Consider the following 24195-nt stretch of genomic DNA (forward strand, 5'->3'; position numbering starts at 1 on the left):
AGATGACCTTACATAAAAATATTTTTAAAAATTTAATATCTATTATATTTCCTAATCATTGCATAATATGCGGAGATTTAATGCAAAGCGGTAATATGAATTATCTTTGTATTGACTGCATAAATAAAAATTTGGATTATATACATAAAGATGAATATATAAGATGTAATAAATGCGGTAAAGTTTTAGAAAATGAAAAATCAATATGCATTTGCAAAGATGAAGAACTTTATTTTGATGAATGCAAATCTATGCTTTATTATAACAACAATACAATAGATTTGATTCACAAAATGAAGTTCTCCCATAGATATATGATATGTAAAGACTTTGCTGCTATGCTTAGTTATTACTATAAAGATTATATTAAAAGTTATGATGCTGTTAGTTTTGTTCCTCTAGGTAAAAAAAGATTTTTAGAAAGAGGATACAATCAAAGCGAAATTATAGCGCAAACAATATCTAAAATATTAAATATAACATTAATAGATGATATAATATTCAGACAAAAAGAAACCAAAGCATTAAGCTCATTAAATAGTCAAACAGAAAGAATAAGCATGATAAAAAATGCTTTTGTGATAAATACCAACTATAATAATATTAATAAAATAAATCTTCTTATAATAGATGATGTATTTACCACAGGAAGCACTTTAAATGAAATTTCTAAAGAGATTAAGAAACTAGAATGTATAAATAAAATAGGTCTGCTTACTGTAGCCCGTGCTTAAATATCAATACTATCAATTATCTCCATAGTATCTTTAAAATTTTTCTTTATAGATTTTAATAATTCATCTGGCTGAGGTAAATTATCTAAATCTTCTAAAGTTTCATCTTTTATCCAGAAAATATCCAAATTTACTTTATCTCTTTTTATTATTTCATCATAAGAAAATTTCTTAAATCTCTCAGTTTCTTTTCTTTTGCTAATATCATCAGCATTATAGCATTTTATAAAATCTTCTAAATCTTCAAAAGTTAAAGGATTAGTAACTAAAGTAAAATTAATATTTGTTCTAAAATCATAAATCCAAATATTTTTTGTTGCTACAACACCTTCTACAGGAGTAACTTTATCAAAAAATAAAACATTAGCCTTAACACCTTGAGCATAAAAAATACCTGTAGGAAGTCTTAATATAGTATGCAAATTACAACTGTTTAATAACTTTCTTCTTACTTTCTCTCCGGCACCGCCCTCAAATAAAACATTATCAGGAAGAACGACTGCCGCTCTCCCTCCTATTGCTAAAATACTCATTATATGCTGTAAAAAATTTATCTGTTTATTTGATGTGGTTACAGAAAAATCGTCTCTTATATAATCATCTTTTTCTGTTTTGACTTCACCATCATCACTAAAAACCTTAAAAGCACTTTTCTTGCCGAAAGGCGGATTTGTAAGAACCATTTTATATAATGTATCTGTTCTCTTAGCTAAAGAATCTCCCTGTTTTACTGTGGTATTTCCTTCAGAGCCGCCGAATCCATGCAAATATAAATTCATAGCACATAAACTCACAACTATATGAGTAATATCTATACCGAATAATGTATTTTCTTTTAATTTTTTAGTTTTATCCTTGTCTTTTCCTATATGCTTTTTTATATAATCATAAGCCTCAATCAAAAATCCTCCAGTACCGCAGGCAGGATCAATTATATTCATATCTATATCAGGCCTCATCACATCAACAATAGCCTTAATCAAAGCCCTAGGCGTAAAATACTGTCCAGCACCAGCCTTGGACTCTGTGGCATTTCTCTCCAAAAGCCCCTCATATATAGAACCTTTCACATCAATGCTTAATGATACCCAATCGATACCGTCTATAAGAGTTACCATTTTTCTAATATGAACAGGAGTATCAATCTTATTCTGAGCCTTTGAAAATATTACTCCAAGTATACCCTTTTGCCTTGAAAGATTTTCTAAAGTGCTTGCATAATGTTTTTCCAATTCCTCACCATCTTTTGACATTAATTTGTCCCATCTGTATTCATCGGGTATAATAGATTCTTCATAACCTTCATCAAATTTCTGATAATCCATTTTAAGAAAAATCATATAAGTAAGCTGAGAAACATAATCGGTATAAGCCATACCGCTTTGTCTTAACACCTCAGCAAAATTCCACACTTTAGTAACTAAACTGCTTTCATTCATGATAAATCCTTATATACTAAAAATTTTTAAGTTTGTTAAAAACATTTTATATTTTATTATTTTCGGGGGACTAGTCCCCGAACCCCTACTTCTTTTGGTGACCCAAAGAAGCAAAAGGACTGCATTTTTACAATTTAAGCCTTACTCTATAGTTATAATATTTTACAACAGTTTATAATTTTTTATATAAATCATAAAAAATTAACAAGTAATAATTGTTCAATAAAATTAAATTAATTTCCCCTCAAAAGCCTTTTTCAAAACAGCCTGCTTCAAAACATTTAATTTATCAATATTTTCATTTATATTATTTTCTATATTATCTGCTTTATCAAAAATATTCTGTATATTATCGGCTATAGTTTTTTGCAATTCTATATTAGGAACTTTTATATCCATATTTTTTAACAAATTTAAATATATACCTTTTTGAGCTGTTCCTCTAACATGAACTTTAAAATAATTAATTGAATATATAGAATTGAAAAAATATTTTAAATACAAAGAATTAATATTATGCTTTATAATAGCAACACTTCTTTGCAAACAAAATCTTTCTATACCATCAGGTACTACAGCTGATTCACCTATACTACCGACTATAGTTAATAATACATCATTAGTGGATATATTAATTCTTTTACATTCTTTTTTATAATCATCTTCTGAAATAAATCTAAAATTATTAAAAAGTATTTTACCATTTTTTATATTTTGGCAACTTAGCATAGGTATTCCATTTTCCTGTTTTTTAGGTGGAGCATGTGAACCATCTGTAATTTTATAAGATATATCTTCAAGTTTTTTGTTTTCCCACTCATAAGGTTCATAATTGCTGACTTTAGCGAAGCTGTTATTCTCATCGAATGCGTATTTCAAAACTGACTGCTTATACTGTTTGATTTGCTCTTTTATTATATTTAATTTATTCAAGGCATTGTCTATTTTTTGGAATTCGCTCTCTATTTTTTCTACTATGAGTTTTTGTTCTTCTAGCGGAGGTAGAGGGAAAAGAGTATCTCTTAATTTATTAACACTTACTCCTCCAATAATACCATTTATATTTTTTTTAAAAATAAAAAAGAAGGTTGGAGTTTGTAAATAATAGTATAAAAATATATGATCTATTCCATATGGAGAAAAACAACATAATTTATTTACAAAACAAACATCTTGATTTGTAATAGCTATTTTTCTTCCAGCACTTCCTCCCTCTATACAAAGCAAGGTACTATTTTTAGGTGCTATACGAAATTTAGTATTTGAATTAGGTATTCGAACTCCATTGTCATAATTTATTTCATTATTAAAACTTATATCTTTTGTTGCAATATAATAATACCCTGAAGATAAACCTGTATATTTTTTCTTTTTTTCTTCTTCATTAATACTATTTCCTGTATATATATCAGCTAATGATGAAAGTCTTACCCATTTCCAATTATCTGGGATTTTGAAAGGGATTTCATTTGAATTTATCTCTGCTTCTGTTTTCATTTCAGATTGTTTCTTGACTGACTTCTTTGTATTCATTCTTTTTCCTTATACATACTATTATCTCTAAATTTTTGTAGTTTTTCTATATATTCATAATGCTTTTTTAAACTCTCTTCATCTCTATTTATTTTATGTTTTTGAAAATATATTAAAGCTATATTGCTTATAGCAGTAATATTATTGGAGTCTATCATCAATATATTATTAAAATCATCTAAAGCTAGATTCAAATATTTTTCTTCTTTATCAAAACCATATCTTTTAAAATACAATAATCCTCTATTATGAAGTCCATAAAGATTTTTACTGTCAGTGAATAAAGTTTTATTATAATAATTTAATGATAAATTAAAATATTCTTCTTTAGAATTATTAATATATTTATAATAATACAAAATACCAATATTAGTTAAAACTTTAGTATTTTTATCATCCATTTCTAATGCTTTATTATAATATTTTAAAGATAAGTCATAATATTCTTCTTTTTTAATATTTATATATTTGTAAGAATATAAAAGACCTATATTCATTAAAGCATCAATATTTTCATTATCTATTTCAAGTGCTTTATTAAAATTATCTAAAGCTAAATTATAATATTCTTCATTTTTAGAATCAGAACATTTTGATAAATATAAATTCCCTATGTATATCATACTTCTATAATGCTTACTATCAATTTCAAGAACTCTATTAAAATCATCTAAAGATAGATTATAATATCCTTCATCCATTGTATTTTTATATTTTTCATATAATAAAACTCCTCTATTATAAATAGTTAAAAGATCTTTATTATTTATTTCTAATGCTTTATTATAATCATCTAAAGCTGCAGAATAATATTTATCTTTTCTACTATCAGTATATTTTTTAGTATAAATATTAGCCCTATTACATAAAGATGGAATATGTTTATCATCAACTTTTAATACTTCAGAATAAAGTTTAATAGCTTCATTTGAATTTTCTCTCTCTTGATTAAATGCCCTATAAAATAACATTAATATTTTCTGCTGCTTTCTTATATCTTTTAATGTTTTTTCTCCCTCTTTTTCTATATTTGATAGAATTTCTTTAGATTTTATCTCTATCTTTTCTATTTCTTCTTTACTTTTTATTGTATCTTCTTTAATAGTATTGATTTCTGATTTTATATTATTTGCCTCATTAATCGTTTCTTCTCTTATATTTTCAAAATCTTTATGTACTTTTTTAATGAACTTTTTATTTTCATTTAATAATTGTTTTTTCATTTTATTCAATATTTTTTTTGAATTAATCTTTATTTTTTCTATATGTATTTCTGATTGTCTTTGATTTGATTCTAGTATTTTATTATTGGCATATATACCTAATATAGTAAAAATTATCATAACAAATGATAAAAAAGCAAGCCAGAAACTGACACTATTAATGCCAAAATCATAACTAGATTTTAAACTATCTTTTAACAAATACATATTTGCTTCTAGTGATTTAGATATTATCTCTTCTATTTTATCATTATTTATATTGGTAACACTATTTAATGAATTATAAAAATTATTTAAATTCGTTTCATTTAACTGCTTAAAACTCTCAATATTTTTTTCAATTAGCATATTATTTTTATCAACATAAAATTTATAAAAAAATATAAATACTATCAAAAATACCAAGCAAACTGATATATATATAATACTTATTGTATTTATTGAAAAACTACTTTGATTGTTATTATTTTTATTTGACATTTTTTAACCCTTAATACATGATTATTTAAGATAGTTTAGATGATATCAAATTAAGTGATAAATCTGATACTATTTCTTCTAAAGTGATGCGTTTAGAAGAGTAAAGTTTTTCAAATAAGAGTTTAGCTTCCTTATAGCTATGGTTCTCATCTGTCAATGCTTCATGTATTTCTTTTTTATCCGATATATAGCCGTTGCTTATAATATAATTCTTTAATATATTTAGTAAAATATTCTCTTCTTCGCTGAACTCTATATTATAATTTTTTTTCTGTCTGCCTTTCCATAATTCAAATCTTCTATTTGCAGTTATACTAAAATCTTCTAATTCATCATATTTACCTATCACAAAACGCACTAACTGAATTAAATTGGTTATTATGTCCTCAGGCTTTTTGCTTTTTACTCTTTTTTTATCAAGTAAATAATATGCTTCCCATACCATAGAAGTTTTTAAAGGAGGCATATTATAAAGAAGTTTTTCTTTCAAATCTTTTAATATTTCATAAGTTAAGGCTCTGTCATCACTTGAATATATTATTTTTAATGCTTCTATACTGTCCTTATTAATCTCTATAAAATCTTTAAAACTTTTTATTGTTTTATTAGCATTCTCTACAGAAAAGTCTGTAAATATTACTTTATCTACATTTATATTATCAATTATAAGATAAGCATTTTTAAAGGCTTTTATCAATTCATTTCTAAAATCAGGTTTATAAAAAGGTTTTAATGCCTCATAACGCATATCAGAAATTTCTTCTTCTGTTTTATCTTTTATAATATCCGCATCAACAGTATTATAAATATCGCTGCATATTTCATGCAAAGTTTTTCCGCCTGAAAGTTCTTTTAATGTTTTATGTTCGCTTTCTTTTATTTTATTTTGAAGAGATGTCATTCTTGATACTAATGTAGTTAAAACATCTTCTTCTACATCTCCGCCGTATTTTACCATCTCTATAATTTTTTCTGTGCTTAAACTGATTTTTCTTTCTAAAGGCTGAGAAATTGTTTTTTCTGTTTCTGTTACTCCTATAGCATCTATTAAATAATAAAAATCTTTGCTCTTGGCATTTGGTGTAGCTGTTTTTAAAGTTTCATTATCTATAGTTCTTACTCCGCGTCCTTTCATCTGTTCATAATATACGGAAGAAGAAACATTCCTCATAAATATCAATACTTCCAAAGGTTTTATATCCGTTCCTGTGGCTATCATATCTACACTTACTGCTATTCTGAAATTAGGCTCATTTTTGAAATCTTTTATTAAACCTTGAGGATTATCTGAAGAGTAGGTTATTTTTTTACAGAACTCATTTCCTTTATTAAATACTTCCCTTGCAATTCTTACTATATTTTCAGCATGATTATCATCTTTAGCAAATATTAAAGTTTTAGGTACAAAAGTCGGTTCTCTGTCAGGATAAAGCTGGGTAAATAAAGATTGTTTATAAGCTTCAAGTACAGTTCTTATCTGATTAACTGATACTACTTTTCTATCTAAATCTTTTTTCTCATAAATAATATCTTCTTCAAGAGTTTCGTATATTTCCCGTCTTGTTTTCTTATCTACAATAGGAACATAAGTTTTTTCTTTAAGCGTTGCTCCATTCTCTCCTATTTCAGTTTTTATTCTAAATACTTTTTCACCTACATTGATACCGTCAATTATAGAACGTTCAAGAGGATATTCATAAACTAAATTACCATTGAAATAAGCTATAGTATTTGCTGAAGGTGTGGCAGTAAGTCCTATAACAAATGCATCAAAATAATTTAAAACCTTCTGCCATTCTCCGTATATGCTTCTATGACATTCATCAACTACTATAAAATCAAAAAGCTCTATAGGTAAATTTGGATTATAAGAAACATCATGCATTATATCACTGTCAGCATTTTCAAAAGATGATTTTTCTTCATTTGTAATATCATATTCTTCTTCATTTCTTAAAATAGAATAAAGTCTTTGTATTGTTGTTATTACTATTCTGCTGTTCTTATAACTTATAACATTACTTTTTAAATGTTTCACTCCATATAATTCAGAGAATTTTCTATTTTCAATATAAAAATCATCAAATGAATTCTTTGTCTGATCACCTAAATTATTTCTATCAACTAAAAATAAAATTCTTTTAGCATCAGCATATTTAATAAGCCTATAAAATAAATTAATAGCCATTATAGTTTTACCTGCTCCAGTGGCCATTTGTACTAATATTCTAGGATTATTCTCACTTAATGATTTTTCTATGCTTTTTATTGCATTAAATTGGCATTCTCTTAAATCTCCAATTTCTAATACAGGCATATTATTTTTTAATCTGTTTCTTAAAGTAGAACCGTCTTTTATATATTTTAATAATGTTTCTGCTTTATGGAATGCAAATACTTTTCTTGAACGGTAATCAATATCTCTTGTATCTCTAAAATATATTTCTTTACCATTACTTTCGTATATAAAGTGAAGTTCTTCAGAGTAAGATTTTATATAACTAGGTAATTTATTAGAATATCTTTTAGATTGCTCTTCTACAATACTTAAATTGGTTCCATATTTTTTAGCTTCTATAACTCCTAATGCTTTGCCTTTATATATGAGTATATAATCAGCTCTTCCATTATCTGACATTCCAAGTTCTCTTAATGCAATACCTTTATCAGATGTTATATCAAGCTGTTCTTTATTTACAACTTCCCAACCTGCACTGATTAGCAGTTTATCTATTTCTTCTCTTGCTTTTTCTTCAGGCTTCATATTATAAATTATAGTATATTTTATATTATATTTCTATATTAAGTATAATGTATTTAATTTTTATAATTTTGTAGTATTTTATTTTTGTATATTTCAATAATTATTGATAAAGGTATATCATTTTCTATTTCTTTGCTTATATCAAAATTTTTTAATATGTATAATAATTCATATCCTTTCGGCAGTATTTTAATGGCTGATTCATCAATACTTTGAATATTCTCAGCGTAATAGTCTATAAATATACAATTATGATCACATAAAAGCATCATATTATTTAAGAAATTTTTTTCTTTATTTCTTTTTGTTTTCTAATTCTTCCTGAGTTGGTTTTGATAAACCTTTAGGAATATATAAAACATGTATGCTGAAATATCTTGATAATTCATATCCATTAATAATACAGGTTTCTTTATCATTAAGAAATTGCAATATATCTTTTATAAGAGAATAATCTACTTTCATTATATAATATTGGAGATGGCGGGACTCGAACCCGCGTCCTACGAAGCGTACCGCATTCGTCTACATAGCATATCTTATCTTCGAGAAATTCGCCTTATAGGTAGAAGACAAGCAGAAAAACTATAAGACTAGCATGAGTGTACGTAATATCAGGCTCACACGGCACCTAATACAAGTTCTATGTGGTTTAACACCGAAAAGATAACCCATAGACAAATCATCTAATCAGCGGCAACTTCAATTAAGCTGCAAGTGCGTATTCGTCTGCACTTATTGTTTAGTATGATATTAACGTGCATACACCTAGCACGGCTATGCAAAATACGTTCCAACCATCGCAGTCGAAGCCGGAGCATCCCCTTTCAAAGAACTTAACTAATTATAGTATATATAATAAAATAGTCAATACTTTAATTTAAAATATCATAACAATTTGTAAAAACATTATATTTTATATTTTGGTAAAATAAATTTTTATAGTTCAAATTTGTATAAGTTTTTTTATATAGATATCTTGAATTTTATATTAAAATTGATATCCTAATTTATATAATAATACAATTTTTGGAAATTATATTTTATGAAGAATAGAATCAAACTTATATTAAATTTTACAATTCCATATTTTATTTTTATACTAATAATGGGGGTTGTATTAGTATCTATATTTATTCCAATTAATAGGAATTCTTATTATAATAGGATATCTCTAAATATAGATTCAGTTAAAGGCAATATAGAAAATAAAGTTGATGACATTATAAATTCTCTTGGATTTTTAAGCTTTTATGCTTCTATTGGAATAAATACCCATAATATATCGCAAAGTATTACTAATGTAAGAAAATTTGGAAATTATTATGATGTATTCTATTGTAATACTGTTCCATATAACAGAGGAGGTATATTTGTAAGTTCAAGGATAACTTACCCTAATAATTATGATCAAACAGCAAGAGAATGGTAGTATATAGAGGCTTCAAAATCTCAAAATGATTTATATATAACAGCACCGTACATTGATTTTACTTCAGGAAATTTGGTTGTAACATTTCTTTATAAAATAATTATTAATAATAGATTAGCTGGATATACTGGCATAGATTTTGATAATTTAAATTCTTTAGTAAATACTAACAATAATCTTATAGAGAATATCAATGTTGTTACAGAAAATGGTATGTATATAACACATCAAAATACTGAAAACATATTGAATGAAAATGTATTATTATTTTCAGATCCTCTATTTTCAGGATATAAAAATAATATGAATGATAACTCTATAAAGATTGGAAAAGACTCTTGGTATGCACTATACAAGGTAAATAATGCTCCTTGGTACATAGCATTAAGCGGCGATGCCAAATCTTATTATGAAAGAGTAAGATATTTAATAATTTTTCTTATAGGCTTTGGCTTATTATTTGTAATTGGAGAAATAATTATAGTGTCTATATCATTGATCCCAATTTCTGACAGACTTGATGATGTGATAGTAAGTATAGAAAACATGTCTAATGGAAATTTCTCTTCACGAATTAATGAAAATAAAAATGCAAGCAGCGGAACCATAAGACTTTCTAAAGTTATAGATAAGATGCAGAAAAATATAGGTAAAACTATGTATAAAATAAAAACTGGTGTTGAGGAAGTTAATAAAAATGGAGAAGCTATAGCAAATATCAGTGTGGAGTTATCTAATAAAGCAAATGAACAATCTGTTGCTTTGGAGAGTTTAGTACAGGCTATTAAATCTATATCTTTATCTATAGAATATGCTGCTAATAAAACAGATGAAGCTAAAAAGATGAGTGATGACTCTTCTAATAATACAAAAATCGGCGTAGAAATGATTAATGAAATAGAAAAAAATATGCATGAAATTACAAGGTCTAGTAATGAAATATATAATATAATAGAAACCATACAATCCATAGCATCTCAAACTAATATACTTGCACTTAATGCAGCAGTAGAAGCGGCACGTGCTGGAGATCAGGGCAGAGGCTTTGCAGTAGTTGCTAATGAAGTACGATCTCTTGCTCAGATAGTAACAGATTCAGCAGATAATATTACAGAAATAGTTCAGGGAGCTGTATCAAAAATAGAATATGGAACTGAATTTGTAAGCAAATCATCAGAAGTTCTTAATAGTATTGAATCATCAGCTATGGAATCTTCAAACTCATTATCTGGCATATATAAAATGTCTAATGATAAAAGAAGCGGAATTAATAATATAAATAATATAGTTGATAAAATTAATGATATAACAAAAAGTAATGCTAAATTTGCTCAAGAAAGTGCTGAATCCAGTACAAGGGCTTCAAAAATAGTTAATGATATAGTGGATGAACTTTCTTTCTTTAAATTTAGAGGCGGCGATCGTTGATTGGGGTGTCTAAAATGAGAAATAATATAAAACTTCTATTAAAATTAATAATACCATATTCTGTATTTATCCTGCTAGTTACAAGTATTGTTTTTATAATATTTGCTAATTTTTATAAAAACTATCATTTGGAGAAGATACATATAGATATTAATAGGATAACTTCTGCCATAGGAAAGGATATTAACAATATAAATTTAGTATTAAATATTTTAGATTCTTATGCAATAGCAGATTTGACTCCTTATGAGATGGGGCTTTCTATTACAAATGTATATAATAAAAGAAATGAGTTTTTTGATATACTCTATGGAAATACTGTACCATTTTCTGATGGAGGTACATTTTTAAGTGTAACTCACCAGTATCCAACTAATTATGATCAAACTTCAAGGCCATGGTATAAGGGCGCATTGTCTGCAAATGGAATATATATTTCAGATCCTTATATTGATTTTAATACAAAGGAATTGCTAATAACTTTTTCAAAGGCTGTTTATACTAATGGTATGTTAAAAGGTGTTTTAGGTATAGATTTTTCTAAAATAAATGTAGTAAATATTGTAAATAGTAGTATAAGATGTGAGAATGTATTTTTAATTACATCTGACGGCACCTATATGATGCATAGCAATCCTAATTATATTCTTAAAGATGATATTACAATATTTGATGATGATGAAATTTTTAAAGATTCAAAAGAGTATGTAAATAATGCTAATTCTCCTATTATAATTAAAGGTAATAATTGGAGCTGTGTACGTAATATAGCTGGAACTACTTGGGCTTTGGCAGTTAAAGGAGATTTATCTAATTATAATACCATATTGAAAAAGATGTTTTTAATATTTGTATTTATTTTTATATTCTTAATAGTTATGGGAATATTTTTAACGTCTATAGTATTGCTTCCTTTATCTTCTTATTTAGAGATGGCAATTACTGCTATTGATAATATGTCTGAAGGTAATTTTAATTATAGAATAGATAAAAAGATACTTTCTAAAAATAATAGGGCTGGAGATTTAGCACGTGCTATAGACGAGATGGAAGCTAATATTGGAAAGCTTGTATATAGAATAAAAAAGGCTATTGAGGATATCAATAATGTTGGTGTTGAGATAACTAATTCCAGCAGTAAATTATTAGAAAGAGCATACATACAGGCAGTTAGTTTGGAAAAATTAGAAGAAGCTTTGCAGGATATATCAACTGCAATAAACTCCTCATCTATGAGTATAGCATCAGCAAAAGATTCTATGGACAAAATGGAAGATACAACAAAAACAGGTGTTCAAACTATTTCAGAAATAGAAGTTAATATGAATGAAATACAAAATTCAAGTAAAAAAATATTTGAAATAACAAAAACTATAGAATCTATTGCTTTGCAAACTAATATACTTGCCCTTAATGCAGCAGTAGAGGCGGCACGTGCTGGGGATCAGGGTAAAGGATTTGGCTGTTGTAGCGAGTGAAATAAGAAAATTAGCAACTACAGTAAGTAAAGCAACAAAAGATATAACTGATATAGCAGAGGATGCTGTGAAGAAGATAAATACAGGAAGTGATTCTGTAAGCCGTTCTTCTAAAGTGTTAAATTTAATATCAAAACTATCTGTAGAAACTTCTTCTATACTTGTAGATATAGCAACTTCATCCGGAGAGGAAACAGAGAGAATAAAGAACATTAATAATGAGATAGAAATAATAAATAAAATTATGATAAAAAATGAAGAACTTTCAAAAGAAGCTTCAGATGCTAGTGCAAAGACTTCAAAAATGGCAGAGGATATAGTAAATGAATTGAGTTTCTTTAAATTCAGTTCTAATAAATAATAATTTTAAGCTATAAACTAAAAGCAAATAATTGATGCAATCAGTTTATAGCTTATTAGTAATAATAGCAATAATTTAAGCTTTAGGAAGTAATTTTGAAGGATCTATTGCTCTTCCTTGATATGATATTTTAAAGTATAATTCACTTTTGTTTATCATACCTGTATCTCCAATATTTCCTATATATTCACCTTTAGAAACTATATCTCCTAATTTAACGTTTGCTTTTGATAAATGGGCATAAGAAGTATTATATCCATTTTTATGTTTTAATATTATAACAGTACCAAATCCTCTTATATTATCTACATATTCAACTATTCCATCATCAGCAGCTACAACTTTATCTCCAACATCTCCTAATATATTTATACCTCTGTTTGCAAGTTTATCAGAAGTAACACCATATCCGGATATTATTATTCCTTTATATGGCCATATAAAAGAACTTTCAGGGAGAACACTATCATCATTAAATGAATATGGTATCATTTTTAATGTTTGCACTTTTAATGAGTTTCCTATATACAATTTATATTCATTAGCATTTTTTATATTGTTAAGTCTCATTAAATCTCTTAAATCCATTTTATGATTTCTAGCTATAGAATATAAAGTGTCTCCGCTTTTTATTTTATATGTTGATGTTACTAAAGTGCTTGTTTTTTTAGGATTTGCATATACTTTTAAAGTGTCTCCAATTTTAAGTACATAATTATTATTTAAATTATTTATGGAATAAAGCTCTACTAAATCCATTCCTCTAGCTGCTGCAATTTCACTTAAAGTATCACCATTTTTAACTTTATAATTTTCTAAAGTTCTGTATTCAGGTTTTGATGTGTTTATATTAACATTATCATATAATTTTAAAGTGTCTCCGATTTTAAGTACATAATTATTATTCAAATTATTTAATTCAAGCAACTCTTTTAATGACATAGAGTTTTTTAATGCTATTTCTCCAAGAGTATCGCCATTTTTTACTTTATAAGTTTTTATAGTTCTGCTTGTAGAATTTGAATTATTATTTTTAGCATATATTTTTAATTTTTCTCCTATTCTTAATTTGTATTTTAAAGGATCTTCAATATTATTAATTTTCAAAAAATCATTAACACTTATATCGTTTTCAAAAGCTATGCCGTATAAAGTATCTCCTCTTTTTACAGTATAGTATTCTATGTCTTTTGATTCAGTGTATGTTTGTTTTTCGCTTGTATCATTATCTTTTTTTGAATTTACAACATACATTGTTTTTCCTACATATAGTTTATACTTATCAGGATCATCAATATTGTTAATTTTTAAGAATTCACTTGCTGTCATACCATGGGAAAAAGCTATTCCATATAAAGTGTCTCCGCTTTTTACTTTATACGTATCATAAGATTTCTTTTCACTATCATTATTTATATTGGAAATATTGACATTATCTTTTGATTGTTGATCATTATTAGCTACTTTTAATATTTCTCCGACTCTTAGATTATATTTATTTACATCTTTTATATTATTTATATTCAAAAATTCATTTGCAGTCATACCATGTGCAAAGGCTATACCATATAAAGTATCTCCGCTTTTTACTTTATAATCTTTATATGCTTTATCTTCTTTTATTCCATATACATTATTTTCAGAATCATATACTAAACTGTATCCGGATTCTTTAACTTTTAGAGTTTCACCTATTTTAAGATTGTATTTATCAGGATCATCTATATTATTTACTTTTAGAAATTCATTTGCACTCATATCATGGGCAAAAGCTATACCGTATAAAGTATCTCCGTTTTTTACTTTATAATCTATATAATTAGCCCCAAAATTAACAGAAGCAAATGTACATCCTATAATTGATGCATATTTAAAAACATTTTTCATAATTATTATTTCAGTTCAATATAAAAGCCATTAGTTTACTATTTCAAAAACTTCATCTACAAGAGGATCAACAGGCGTAACAGTAACTACAGATTCTTTAACACTGGACATTTCAGGTCCCTTTTTAATTTTTTCTATAAATTCTTCAATATGAGTTTTAGTTTCCAAGTATCCTATAACCTCTACAGAACCGTCATAATTGTTCCATACTTTTCCGCCTATTTTCATTTCATCGCCTATTTGTTTTGCATAGTATCTAAAGCCTACGCCTTGAACTCTTCCTTTTAATATTATATCTACTTTAAACATGTCTTAATTATCGGAAATAGATTTTATTGAATTTATAATGGCAAATTAAAAATTGACAATTTATATAAACATTTGTAAAATATGAATATGACTATTAACGTTTCAATAAATAATATTGATTTAAAATTAAATACTAATGATAAACTTTTTTCTCCTAGAAATGCTGATATAGGAACTTTGTCTATGCTTGAAGAGATAGATTTTAGTTTAGGAAAGTAAAGTTTTAGATTTAGGATGCGGATATGGAATTGTAGGCATACTTGCAGCTAAAATAATAGGTGATGATAAAGTCATTATGTGCGATATAGATGATAATGCAATTAATACTGCAAAGGAAAATGCTGTTTTAAATGATGTTCCTAATATAGATATACTTAAAAGCGATGGTTTGAAAAATATACATCATAACGATTTTTCTATAATACTTTCAAATCCTCCTTATCATGCTGATTTCTCTGTACCTAAACATTTTATATAGGCTGGTTTTTATAAACTTATACTTAATGGTAAATTTGTTATGGTGACTAAGCGTCTGGATTGGTATAAAAATAAATTAACTTCCATTTTTGGTGGAGTAAAAGTAATAAATAAGAATGGATATTATATATTTATTTCTCAAAAGCGTAATAATATTCCTTCGAATAAAATCAAGCAAAGATTAAAAAAAGAAATTAAAAATAATAAGAAATCATAAATGCCCTAATATAGGAAGTCCAGTTATATAAAAAAATGCAAGATTTGATAAAAATCCTATTATAGTTCCAAATATAATACCAAATACTACATCAAACGGATAATGAAGTCCTACATATACTCTGCTGAAAGCTATTAAAGATGCTATAGGGTAAAACAAAAAAGCAGAACCTATACTATAGCTTCCCATACAAAAAGATATTGCAAATGCAACCATAGTATGTCCTGATGGAAAAGAATGTTTATCCGGTGGGTACATTATAGGTATTTTATCATACTTTTTATATGGACGAGTTCTGCTGAAAAAACTTTTTATATAAAGAAATAAAAATATGCATATAAATACAGCTGAAATAGCCCTTGAAAAATAAAGAGCGGCATAATCTATTCTAAACATATAAAATATTAAATAAAGAATAGCCCATACATATCCATCTCCCATTCTGCTCATAAATTTCATAAATGTTTTTACAGGGCCTCTTCTATTATCTTTAAATATTTTTAGGAATAACTTGTCATCTATTTTTGACATAAATTTTATTATAGGTAAATTATTTATATAATTGATTCTTTTCTGCTTTCTTCTTCTTTTGATGATTTTTTTTATTTTTTTTCTTCGTTTCTTTTTTAGCTTCTTTTTATATTTATTGGGTTCTAATTCATCTGTCTCATTATTAGTATTGTATTTTTCATTATCCATATAAAAGAGTCCAATTTTATAATTTATAATAAAATATCATAAAATTTAAATAAATCAACTATTAAAATTTTTAAAATATTTAGTGATTTTTTAAATTTTCCGAAGATAATACAAAAATTATTGTTTTAGGATATTATAAAGTGCTTTTTGGAAATGATGCTTATGAGCAGTTTTTAATACATTTACAGGAAAAAATTAATTTTAGTTTTTTATCCCATATACCAGGTTCTGATGATGATGCAGAAACTCAAGGGCAGTCTATAATAAGATTAATAAAAAGCCTTAATAAGAATGAAGCTTTTTTAGATTATATAGCATATACATACACTATATTGGAAAATGACATAATAAGACAGGTTATTTCTATATCATGGACTAAGCCAAATGGAATAGAAGAAAAAATAATAAGCGATGATAAATTTGGGCTTACAAATGATGAATTAGTTAATTATATATCTGTACTTTTGATATTAAGGGATATAATGCATACAAGCTATATTGCTTCCCTTCCAATATTTAATGAATATAAATATGATCAGAAAGAATTTTATGATAAAGCAAAAGATATGATAAATAATTCTATAGAAAATATTTCTACATTGGAGCATATAAATCCAATATTTATAGCAATAGCTGCTAAAAGTGTATTGCCTTATTCTATAACAAATGATGAGCTTTCAAGTTCATCAAAATTGATAGCTATACTTTTTAATCTTTCAAGAATAATGGCATCATATCCGTATACAGAAAAAATAATAGAAAATACTCAGCCTATATTTTTAAGTGCTATATATAATTTGGTGAATAATGCTTCATTTTTGGGTTTGGATTATAAGATGATTAAAGAAATATATGATAAAGCAAAAACAGGAGAAATAAAGTGGAGAAACTAGCAAAATATAATATCACTTTCATAGTGTCTGCTGTATCATCTTTAACTATAATATCAATGTGTGCTTATATGATAGTTAATGTAAATACGGCAATTATGAGAATATTGATGTTTATAGAATTTTTATGTTCTTTCTATTTTGTTTCTGTGTTTTTTTATAAGATGAAAAAATATTCAAGAACTGAGATGTTTTTTTATCTCACAGTTTATCTGATACCTTTTATATTATCAATATTCGGACTTTTTTATATAACAAACTTTTTTTCTCTAAACAGGGTATTTCTTAGAGAAAATATTATATCTTCTTTTCTTACAAGAGGATATCATGTACTATTTATATTTTATATATCTCATATAATATATTTCTTTTATCTTTTTTCAGTAGAAAATAAAAATACTTTTTACTCATTGATAACCTCACATTATATTATAGTTGTATCTGTACTTATAGCTATAATATTTGTTGTACTCTATGCTATAATAAACTGGGTTTTTGATAATAAAATAGTTACTTCTTACGCAAATAAAAAAAATGATATAATATATGCAGCAGAAACTACATTCTCAAAAGAGGGAAATATTGATGAATTAGAATATGAGGGATTTGCCAAGAGCTATAATATGGCTATTCTTTATTATGATAATGAGCTTAAATACAGAAGCAATGATTGGGAAGATTTTGAAAGCAAGCATTTATTATTTGAAACTGCAATTATGCAGGGAAATGGATTTTTCTTTATAGGAAGCGGAAAAGAGTTCACTTATCCTTATTATATGTTTATATTGATATATGTAATAGTTAATTCATTAATATTAACATGTTCTATATTATTCTTTAGATTTTTCTTGATGAAAAAATTTGATAATTATATAAACATTATGATAAAAGGATTTAAAGAAGACAGTTATATATATGCTATAGATACTGATAATATGGATGAAACTGAAATAAAGAGATTGGCAGAATTGTATAATAAAAAATTATTAGCCTATAAATATAGAGAAAGATTTATAAAACTATTTACTAGATAAGAAATTTATTATGTATCATTGTTTGTAACATATAATAAAAAAATAATTTTTATTATATGTTATTTTTTCATAATGAATATATCTTTAAAATAATAAACTCTAATTATTGATTATAAGTTTAATAGAAGTAATTTTATTTTTAAATATTTTTTACATTTTGTCAGTATTAAATGGTGAAAATTTAAAACTTTTTTACATATTATTCGTCTAACATGATATAATATGTAATTAGCTTATGTTATAATTGATAAAAGCGTTTCATATTCAAAAATAATAATTTTAAGAAAACGATGATTTATGAATAGAATAATAGAATTAGTAGTAAAAAGACCAGTTACTATACTTATGGTTATAGTATCAATATTAATATTAGGGCTTATAAGTTTATCAAGACTTTCAATAGATTTTATGCCCAATATGCAGGTTCCTTATGTAAGCATATATACAAGATATAAAAACGCAGGTCCTGAAGAGATAGAAAAATCCGTTACAAAAATTATAGAGGGAGCTGTTGCTACAGTTAATAATATTAAAAATATCACATCAACATCAAGAGAGGATTCTTCAAATGTATTAATAGAATTCAATTGGGGAGTAGATTTAACAGAGGCAACTGAAGATATAAGAGAGGCATTAGAGCAAGTATCTGATTCTCTTCCGGATAATTCGGATAAACCAACTGTAAGAAAATTTAATATGGATGATACTTCATTAATGGAAGTTGCTATTTACGGTATAGATGATCAAACTACATTATATAATATAGCCGATAATCAAATAGCTCCTCAAATAAAACAGGCTAAAGGAGTAGCACAGGCTGAGGTATTAGGCGGATTAAAAACTCAAATAAAAATAGATGTTAATCTTAATAGATTAAAAGCATATAATATTAATATCAATGATATAGCTTCTGCTCTTTCATGTGATAATAATAACTTGGTAGGAGGTCAGGCAGATCAGGGTTTTTATAAATATACTATAAGAACTATGGGAGAGATAACAAGTATTGATGATATAAAAAATACGGCTATTGCTTTAAAAACAGATGGAGACAACAGCACTGTAGTTAAAGTACAAGATTTGGCAGAAGTTTATGAAGGATATGATGATGATGTTAATATAATAAGAGTTAATGGAGAGAATTCCATATCAATAGCAGTAAGTAAAGAATCAGGGGCGAATACAGTTGAAGTTTCAAAGAATGTTATAAAACAATTAGAAGAATATAATTTTCCAAACGGGGTAAAATATCAAATAATGTTTAATACTGCTGACAGTATAAATGAGGCTATAAAAGGAGTTCTTGGAGCTGCTTGGCAGGGAGGACTTTTTGCTGTAATAGTATTGATGCTTTATATGTGGAATATTAGAACAGTATCAATAATAGCAATATCAATACCGCTTTCTATAATAGTTACTTTTACACTTATGTATTTTATGAAAATAACTTTAAATGTAATATCTCTTTCAGGGTTAGTTCTTGGAATAGGAATGATGGTTGATAATTCTATTGTAGTGCTTGAGAATATATTTTATTATAGAAATAATGGTTTTGGAAAATATTCATCTGCTATTAATGGTACTTCAAAAGTATCTCTTGCAATATCTGCTTCTACTTTTACAACAATAGCTGTGTTTTTGCCTTTTCTATATATTGAAGGAATGACAAGCCAAATTTTTAGAGATCTATGTATTACAGTTACAATATCTATGATAGCTTCTTTACTTGTTGCCCTTTTGATTGTACCGATGTTCGGTGCTAGACTTGTTACAAATAAAAGATTAAAATTACTTGGTAAATTAGAAATTTTAACTAATAAATATATACATAATAATATAAATTTAATATACTCAAAGATTTTATCATTTTCCATTAAAAGAAAAAAAACAGTATTAATACCTTCTATAATATTAGTATTCGTTGTTATAATAATAGGCTTAAAATTTATAGGAAAAGAGGGTTTTCCAAAAACTGATGAAGGACAGTTTATGGTGCAGGTAACTATGCCTATAGGTACTAAATATGAACAGACACAATCATTTATTAGTTTAATGGAAAATGATATAAAAGAAATTATTAAAGATGATCTACAAAGAATTCAATCAAGAATAAGAAAAGGAAGTGAAGCGAATAGTGCTAATATAAGAATACAATTAAAGGCAAAGAATTCAGGAAGAGTAGGGGATATAAATGATTATGTTGAAAGAACTAGATCAAAACTGCAGTTATATCCTGCCAAAATAAATGTCAGACTATTAGGTTCGAGATCAACTTCTACAGGAGGAGAGGCTATAAGGATTGAAATATTAGGTGATGATATAGTACAGGCAGAGGAGTTAGGAAACAGAATAGTATCTTCTATATCTAACATAGAAGGAATCAGAGGTGCTATGGTCGATATAGATGAATCTAACAGAGAACTTCAAGTTTATGTTAATAGAAATATTGCAGCAAAAATGGGTCTTAAAATTAATGATGTGGCAAGAATAATAAATACTAGTTTTGCAGGAAGAACTGCTACTACAATTACTCCAGATAATTCAGATTATACAGATATAGATGTTAATGTGCAATTAGAAAATATAGATAAAGTTACAATAGAAGATGTTGAAAAAATAAGCATACCTGTAAAGGGAGTATTAATACCATTATCATCAATAGCTGATATAGTAAAAAGCTATGGACCAACTAGGATAGAAAGAAAAGATAGGAAAAGATTTACAGTTGTAATAGCAAATACTTATGGAAGACCTTTAAATGAAATAATAGCAGATGTAAGATTAAATATAGAAAAAGATGTATTTGTACCTAGCGGACTTATTATTAATTATGGCGGAGATTTTGAAGAAATGAATGAGGCTTTCATGCAGTTAATACAGGCATTGATATTAGCATTGGTTTTAGTTTATGCTATAATGGCAAGTCAATTTGAATCATTAATAGCACCTTTTGTTATAGCATTTGCAATACCTTTTGGTTTTGCAGGATCTCTTATTGCTTTATTCATTAGTAATACAACATTGAGTGCATATAGTGCAATAGGATGTATTGTTTTGATTGGTATTGTAGTTAATAACGGAATAGTTTTAATTGATTATATGAATCAGCTTATGCATGAGAAGCATATAAACGGAGATGAAGCTGCTATAATTGCAGGTACAAGAAGATTAAGACCTGTTCTTATGACAACACTTACAACTATATTGGGAATACTTCCAATGGCTCTTGGTATAGGAAGCGGAAATGAAATGTACAAGCCTCTTGCTATAGCATTGCTTGGAGGTCTTTCTGTTTCTACTATGTTTACTTTAATAATAGTACCTACAATTTATGCTGCTATAAGAAATAAAATACCTCTTAAGGATTATGATAAAAAAGATAAAGACAGTGAAAATGATTTTGCTATGAATAATATAAACAGTTGACGAATATTCTAATTAATAATATAATTCCTAATTATACAAATAATTTTTGGGAGAAATACAATGAAAAAGTTATCTTTACTTTTTATATTATTTTTTATCTTTATAATTTCATGCAGTAAAACTGAAACATCATCAACTCAAACAGAAACATCTGTTCAGACAGCAGCACCTGTAGAAAAGAATAGAGTATATGTAAATGCTGATTGGGTTAAAAGTGTTATAGATGGTAATCAATCTCAATCATCAAATTATGTCATTTTGGAAGCATCTTGGGGAGATCCTAGTGCTGATTATAAAAAGGCTCATATACCTGGTGCTTTGCATATTAACACTGATTTAATAGAAGAGCCTACTTATTGGAATGTAAGAACTCCTGAAGAAATAGAACAGGTTATGAAAGATTTTGGCATATCAAAAGATACTGCAGTTATAATATATGGAGAGCCTTCTCCTGCAGCAAGAGTTGCTGTTACTTTTTTATGGGCTGGTGTTGATGAAGTTCATATATTGGATGGTAATTTAAAAGCATGGACAGATATGGGATATGCTACTTCAAGCAATACTGAAAAAGCTGTGCCTATAGATAATGTTGGAGTTACAGTTCCTGCTCATCCTGAATATATTATATCATTGCCTGAACAAATAATTGAAAAACAGAAAGATCCTAATTTTAAACTTGTTAGTATAAGAAGCTGGGGTGAGTTTATTGGTAAAGTAAGCGGTTATAGCTATATTGAGAGAGTAGGAGAGCCTAAAGGTGCTGTATGGGGAAAAGATGAATTTGATTATGTTGATGATAATGGAAAAATTATTAGTATAGAAGATGCACAAAAAATATGGAATGAATGGGGTGTAACAAAAGATAATGAAATATCTTTCTATTGCGGAACAGGATGGAGAGCTGCTATACCGTTTTTAATAGCTTATCAGGAGGGATGGACTAATGTAACACTTTTTGACGGCGGATGGTATGTGTGGCAAATGAATCATGAATTGCCTGTTCAATTAGGGGATCCTAGAGAAAATACAAATAATTAATATTATTAATTTTTAAAGCGGGCAGTAAGTTTTTTACTGCCCGCTTATTATTTTATATATTTGTGACTGTGTTATTTTTTAGATCTGTCTTCTTTATTAAAAAGTAAATGGATATTTTTATGAATTCAATTATATATACTATAAAAAATATTAAAGACATATAATAATACGATATTAATTTATTTACTGAAAATACTTTAATAAAAATCATTAATAGTATGCCGAATAAAAATAATGAAGTATTTAATATATACAAATATCTGCTTGAGTAGATTCTAGGCATATTAAATCTTCTTCTGCTGTAAACCATTCTAAAAAATAGAAGTATAGAAAATATTATAATTACTAAAACTATAAACAAAGCTATATTTATAATATTTTCCATATTGTGCATATTATTTAATTTATTATTTGTGTATACAAAGTGTCTCATTACCCCCATTTTCTTTTTAGATAAAATATGTAATGTGAATGCAAGTATCATAAAAAGAATTTGTATTATAGTTGCTGGTATAAAGAATATTTTTTTCTCCATTTTTCCACTCTAAGAATTATTTTTATTAATTATCGCAAACTAATCAATATTTTTTATCAAAAGTAATCTATTGACTTATTCACTTTTTTTAATATACTAAAAATCATATGGAAAATTAATAAAAAAGAGATTATTTTTTATGAAAAAATATTTATTGATGCTGCCTTTTATATTTTTAGTTTTATTTTCTGAACAGGAATGCAAAGGTCCAGACGGAGACAGCAAGCCAACCCCTTTTAGAAAAGAAAATACAGCAATAGATATAGTATATAGTCATAAAATAGATTTACAGGGAATAGTTTACAGTGTTATATTATTTTCTGGTATTGCTTTGCCATGTTTGTATTTTATAAATAAAAAACTTTAATTAAGTAAATTTTATGGAGATGATTTTATGATAAGTAAAGAAGATTTATTTGATGTTGAAGAGGCAAATATATTAGAAGATGATTGGAAATTATATAAAGTTTTCAAACCTATGAAAGTTTTTGGACAAAAATTGGAATCATTGTTTGATATAGGAGTTCATAAGGTTTTAAAACTAGATGATATAATTGATAAATTGAAAGAGCATGTTGAAACATTATCTGATTCAAAAGAATCTTTAAAAAATGCTTACGGCGATTTTATGTTTAAAGATGTAGATGATAATTGGTATAACTCTATAGATATATATAAAGTTTTAATAAAAGTTAATGAAGATTCCAGTATAGAGTCTGTTATAGAATGCGGAGATGATGATACCGCATTTAATGTATATTTTTTTAATAATGATATAGTTAATATTATCGAATCTGATATAAGATAATAT

Annotated in this window: 23 protein-coding genes and 1 other RNA gene; 13 read left to right on the plus strand and 11 right to left on the minus strand. The window is 26.3% G+C overall.

The window, feature by feature from the left end; translation table 11 throughout:
* Nucleotides 1–2 precede the first annotated feature (2 nt).
* On the plus strand, nt 3–734 hold the full coding sequence (locus T324_RS0111505; protein ID WP_028330394.1) for a ComF family protein: 732 nt from the start codon (nt 3–5) through the stop codon (nt 732–734).
* Here T324_RS0111505 and T324_RS0111510 read toward each other — a convergent pair.
* The 7 genes from T324_RS0111510 to ssrA form a co-directional block, all read right to left on the minus strand.
* Complete coding sequence (locus T324_RS0111510) at nt 731–2173, minus strand: class I SAM-dependent DNA methyltransferase (protein ID WP_028330395.1); 1443 nt, start codon at nt 2171–2173, stop codon at nt 731–733. The genes T324_RS0111505 and T324_RS0111510 overlap by 4 nt on opposite strands.
* Before the next feature lie 228 nt (nt 2174–2401).
* A complete protein-coding gene (locus T324_RS17780; protein WP_051436844.1) occupies nt 2402–3706 on the minus strand; it encodes a restriction endonuclease subunit S in 1305 nt (434 codons plus the stop codon).
* A complete protein-coding gene (locus T324_RS0111520; RefSeq protein ID WP_028330396.1) occupies nt 3703–5409 on the minus strand; it encodes a tetratricopeptide repeat protein in 1707 nt (568 codons plus the stop codon). The genes T324_RS17780 and T324_RS0111520 overlap by 4 nt, the downstream gene beginning before the upstream one ends.
* Before the next feature lie 25 nt (nt 5410–5434).
* Nucleotides 5435–8173: a type I restriction endonuclease subunit R gene (locus T324_RS0111525; protein WP_028330397.1), complete on the minus strand. Its 2739-nt coding sequence runs from the start codon at nt 8171–8173 to the stop codon at nt 5435–5437.
* A 53-nt stretch (nt 8174–8226) separates the two neighbouring features.
* On the minus strand, nt 8227–8445 hold the full coding sequence (locus tag T324_RS0111530; protein ID WP_028330398.1) for a hypothetical protein: 219 nt from the start codon (nt 8443–8445) through the stop codon (nt 8227–8229).
* Nucleotides 8446–8467: 22 nt separating this feature from the next.
* Nucleotides 8468–8638, minus strand: coding sequence for a hypothetical protein (locus T324_RS18075; protein ID WP_156920168.1), 171 nt, complete (start codon nt 8636–8638; stop codon nt 8468–8470).
* A 7-nt stretch (nt 8639–8645) separates the two neighbouring features.
* Nucleotides 8646–8998: a transfer-messenger RNA gene (ssrA, locus tag T324_RS17920) on the minus strand.
* A gap of 220 nt (nt 8999–9218) precedes the next feature.
* On the opposite strand from ssrA, the gene T324_RS18570 reads away from it, so the two are divergent.
* The 4 genes from T324_RS18570 (at nt 9219) to T324_RS18575 (ending at nt 12872) form a co-directional block, all read left to right on the plus strand.
* Nucleotides 9219–9605 (plus strand): hypothetical protein, encoded by a 387-nt coding sequence (locus T324_RS18570; protein WP_245580696.1) that lies wholly within the window; start codon nt 9219–9221, stop codon nt 9603–9605.
* A 72-nt stretch (nt 9606–9677) separates the two neighbouring features.
* On the plus strand, nt 9678–11033 hold the full coding sequence (locus tag T324_RS17280; RefSeq protein WP_245580697.1) for a methyl-accepting chemotaxis protein: 1356 nt from the start codon (nt 9678–9680) through the stop codon (nt 11031–11033).
* A 14-nt stretch (nt 11034–11047) separates the two neighbouring features.
* Nucleotides 11048–12511 (plus strand): methyl-accepting chemotaxis protein, encoded by a 1464-nt coding sequence (locus tag T324_RS17285; protein ID WP_245580698.1) that lies wholly within the window; start codon nt 11048–11050, stop codon nt 12509–12511.
* Nucleotides 12492–12872 (plus strand): methyl-accepting chemotaxis protein, encoded by a 381-nt coding sequence (locus tag T324_RS18575; RefSeq protein WP_245580699.1) that lies wholly within the window; start codon nt 12492–12494, stop codon nt 12870–12872. Before T324_RS17285 ends, T324_RS18575 begins: the two co-directional genes overlap by 20 nt.
* A gap of 75 nt (nt 12873–12947) precedes the next feature.
* On the opposite strand, the gene T324_RS0111550 is transcribed toward T324_RS18575, so the two are convergent.
* Both T324_RS0111550 and T324_RS0111555 read right to left on the minus strand, forming a co-directional pair.
* On the minus strand, nt 12948–14759 hold the full coding sequence (locus tag T324_RS0111550) for a LysM peptidoglycan-binding domain-containing protein (RefSeq protein WP_028330399.1): 1812 nt from the start codon (nt 14757–14759) through the stop codon (nt 12948–12950).
* Between the two features lie 30 nt (nt 14760–14789).
* Nucleotides 14790–15068: an acylphosphatase gene (locus T324_RS0111555; RefSeq protein ID WP_028330400.1), complete on the minus strand. Its 279-nt coding sequence runs from the start codon at nt 15066–15068 to the stop codon at nt 14790–14792.
* Between the two features lie 87 nt (nt 15069–15155).
* Between T324_RS0111555 and T324_RS18795 the strand changes: the two genes are divergently transcribed.
* Together T324_RS18795 and T324_RS18580 are read left to right on the plus strand one after the other, a co-directional pair.
* Nucleotides 15156–15287 carry a hypothetical protein gene (locus T324_RS18795; RefSeq protein ID WP_281171817.1) on the plus strand — a complete coding sequence of 44 codons (132 nt, stop codon included), beginning with the start codon at nt 15156–15158 and terminating at the stop codon, nt 15285–15287.
* Nucleotides 15288–15342: 55 nt separating this feature from the next.
* A complete protein-coding gene (locus T324_RS18580) occupies nt 15343–15546 on the plus strand; it encodes a methyltransferase (protein WP_245580705.1) in 204 nt (67 codons plus the stop codon).
* 210 nt (nt 15547–15756) lie between these two features.
* Here the strand turns inward: T324_RS18580 and T324_RS0111575 are convergent, their stop codons facing one another.
* Nucleotides 15757–16461, minus strand: coding sequence for a phosphatase PAP2 family protein (locus tag T324_RS0111575; RefSeq protein ID WP_028330402.1), 705 nt, complete (start codon nt 16459–16461; stop codon nt 15757–15759).
* Nucleotides 16462–16601: 140 nt separating this feature from the next.
* Between T324_RS0111575 and T324_RS0111580 the strand changes: the two genes are divergently transcribed.
* The 4 genes from T324_RS0111580 (at nt 16602) to T324_RS0111595 (ending at nt 22849) form a co-directional block, all read left to right on the plus strand.
* Nucleotides 16602–17354 (plus strand): hypothetical protein, encoded by a 753-nt coding sequence (locus T324_RS0111580; RefSeq protein ID WP_028330403.1) that lies wholly within the window; start codon nt 16602–16604, stop codon nt 17352–17354.
* A complete protein-coding gene (locus T324_RS0111585; protein WP_028330404.1) occupies nt 17342–18385 on the plus strand; it encodes a hypothetical protein in 1044 nt (347 codons plus the stop codon). Before T324_RS0111580 ends, T324_RS0111585 begins: the two co-directional genes overlap by 13 nt.
* 297 nt (nt 18386–18682) lie before the next feature.
* Complete coding sequence (locus tag T324_RS0111590) at nt 18683–21811, plus strand: efflux RND transporter permease subunit (RefSeq protein ID WP_028330405.1); 3129 nt, start codon at nt 18683–18685, stop codon at nt 21809–21811.
* Between the two features lie 60 nt (nt 21812–21871).
* Nucleotides 21872–22849: a sulfurtransferase gene (locus tag T324_RS0111595; RefSeq protein WP_028330406.1), complete on the plus strand. Its 978-nt coding sequence runs from the start codon at nt 21872–21874 to the stop codon at nt 22847–22849.
* Between the two features lie 52 nt (nt 22850–22901).
* On the opposite strand, the gene T324_RS0111600 is transcribed toward T324_RS0111595, so the two are convergent.
* Nucleotides 22902–23384 carry a hypothetical protein gene (locus T324_RS0111600; protein ID WP_028330407.1) on the minus strand — a complete coding sequence of 161 codons (483 nt, stop codon included), beginning with the start codon at nt 23382–23384 and terminating at the stop codon, nt 22902–22904.
* 139 nt (nt 23385–23523) lie between these two features.
* On the opposite strand from T324_RS0111600, the gene T324_RS0111605 reads away from it, so the two are divergent.
* Together T324_RS0111605 and T324_RS0111610 are read left to right on the plus strand one after the other, a co-directional pair.
* Nucleotides 23524–23751, plus strand: a complete 228-nt coding sequence (locus tag T324_RS0111605; RefSeq protein ID WP_028330408.1) for a hypothetical protein — start codon at nt 23524–23526, stop codon at nt 23749–23751.
* 27 nt (nt 23752–23778) lie between these two features.
* Nucleotides 23779–24192: a hypothetical protein gene (locus T324_RS0111610; protein ID WP_028330409.1), complete on the plus strand. Its 414-nt coding sequence runs from the start codon at nt 23779–23781 to the stop codon at nt 24190–24192.
* Nucleotides 24193–24195 lie beyond the last annotated feature (3 nt).

The organism is Brachyspira alvinipulli ATCC 51933, from assembly GCF_000518245.1.
GTDB classification, from domain to species: Bacteria; Spirochaetota; Brachyspiria; order Brachyspirales; family Brachyspiraceae; genus Brachyspira; species Brachyspira alvinipulli.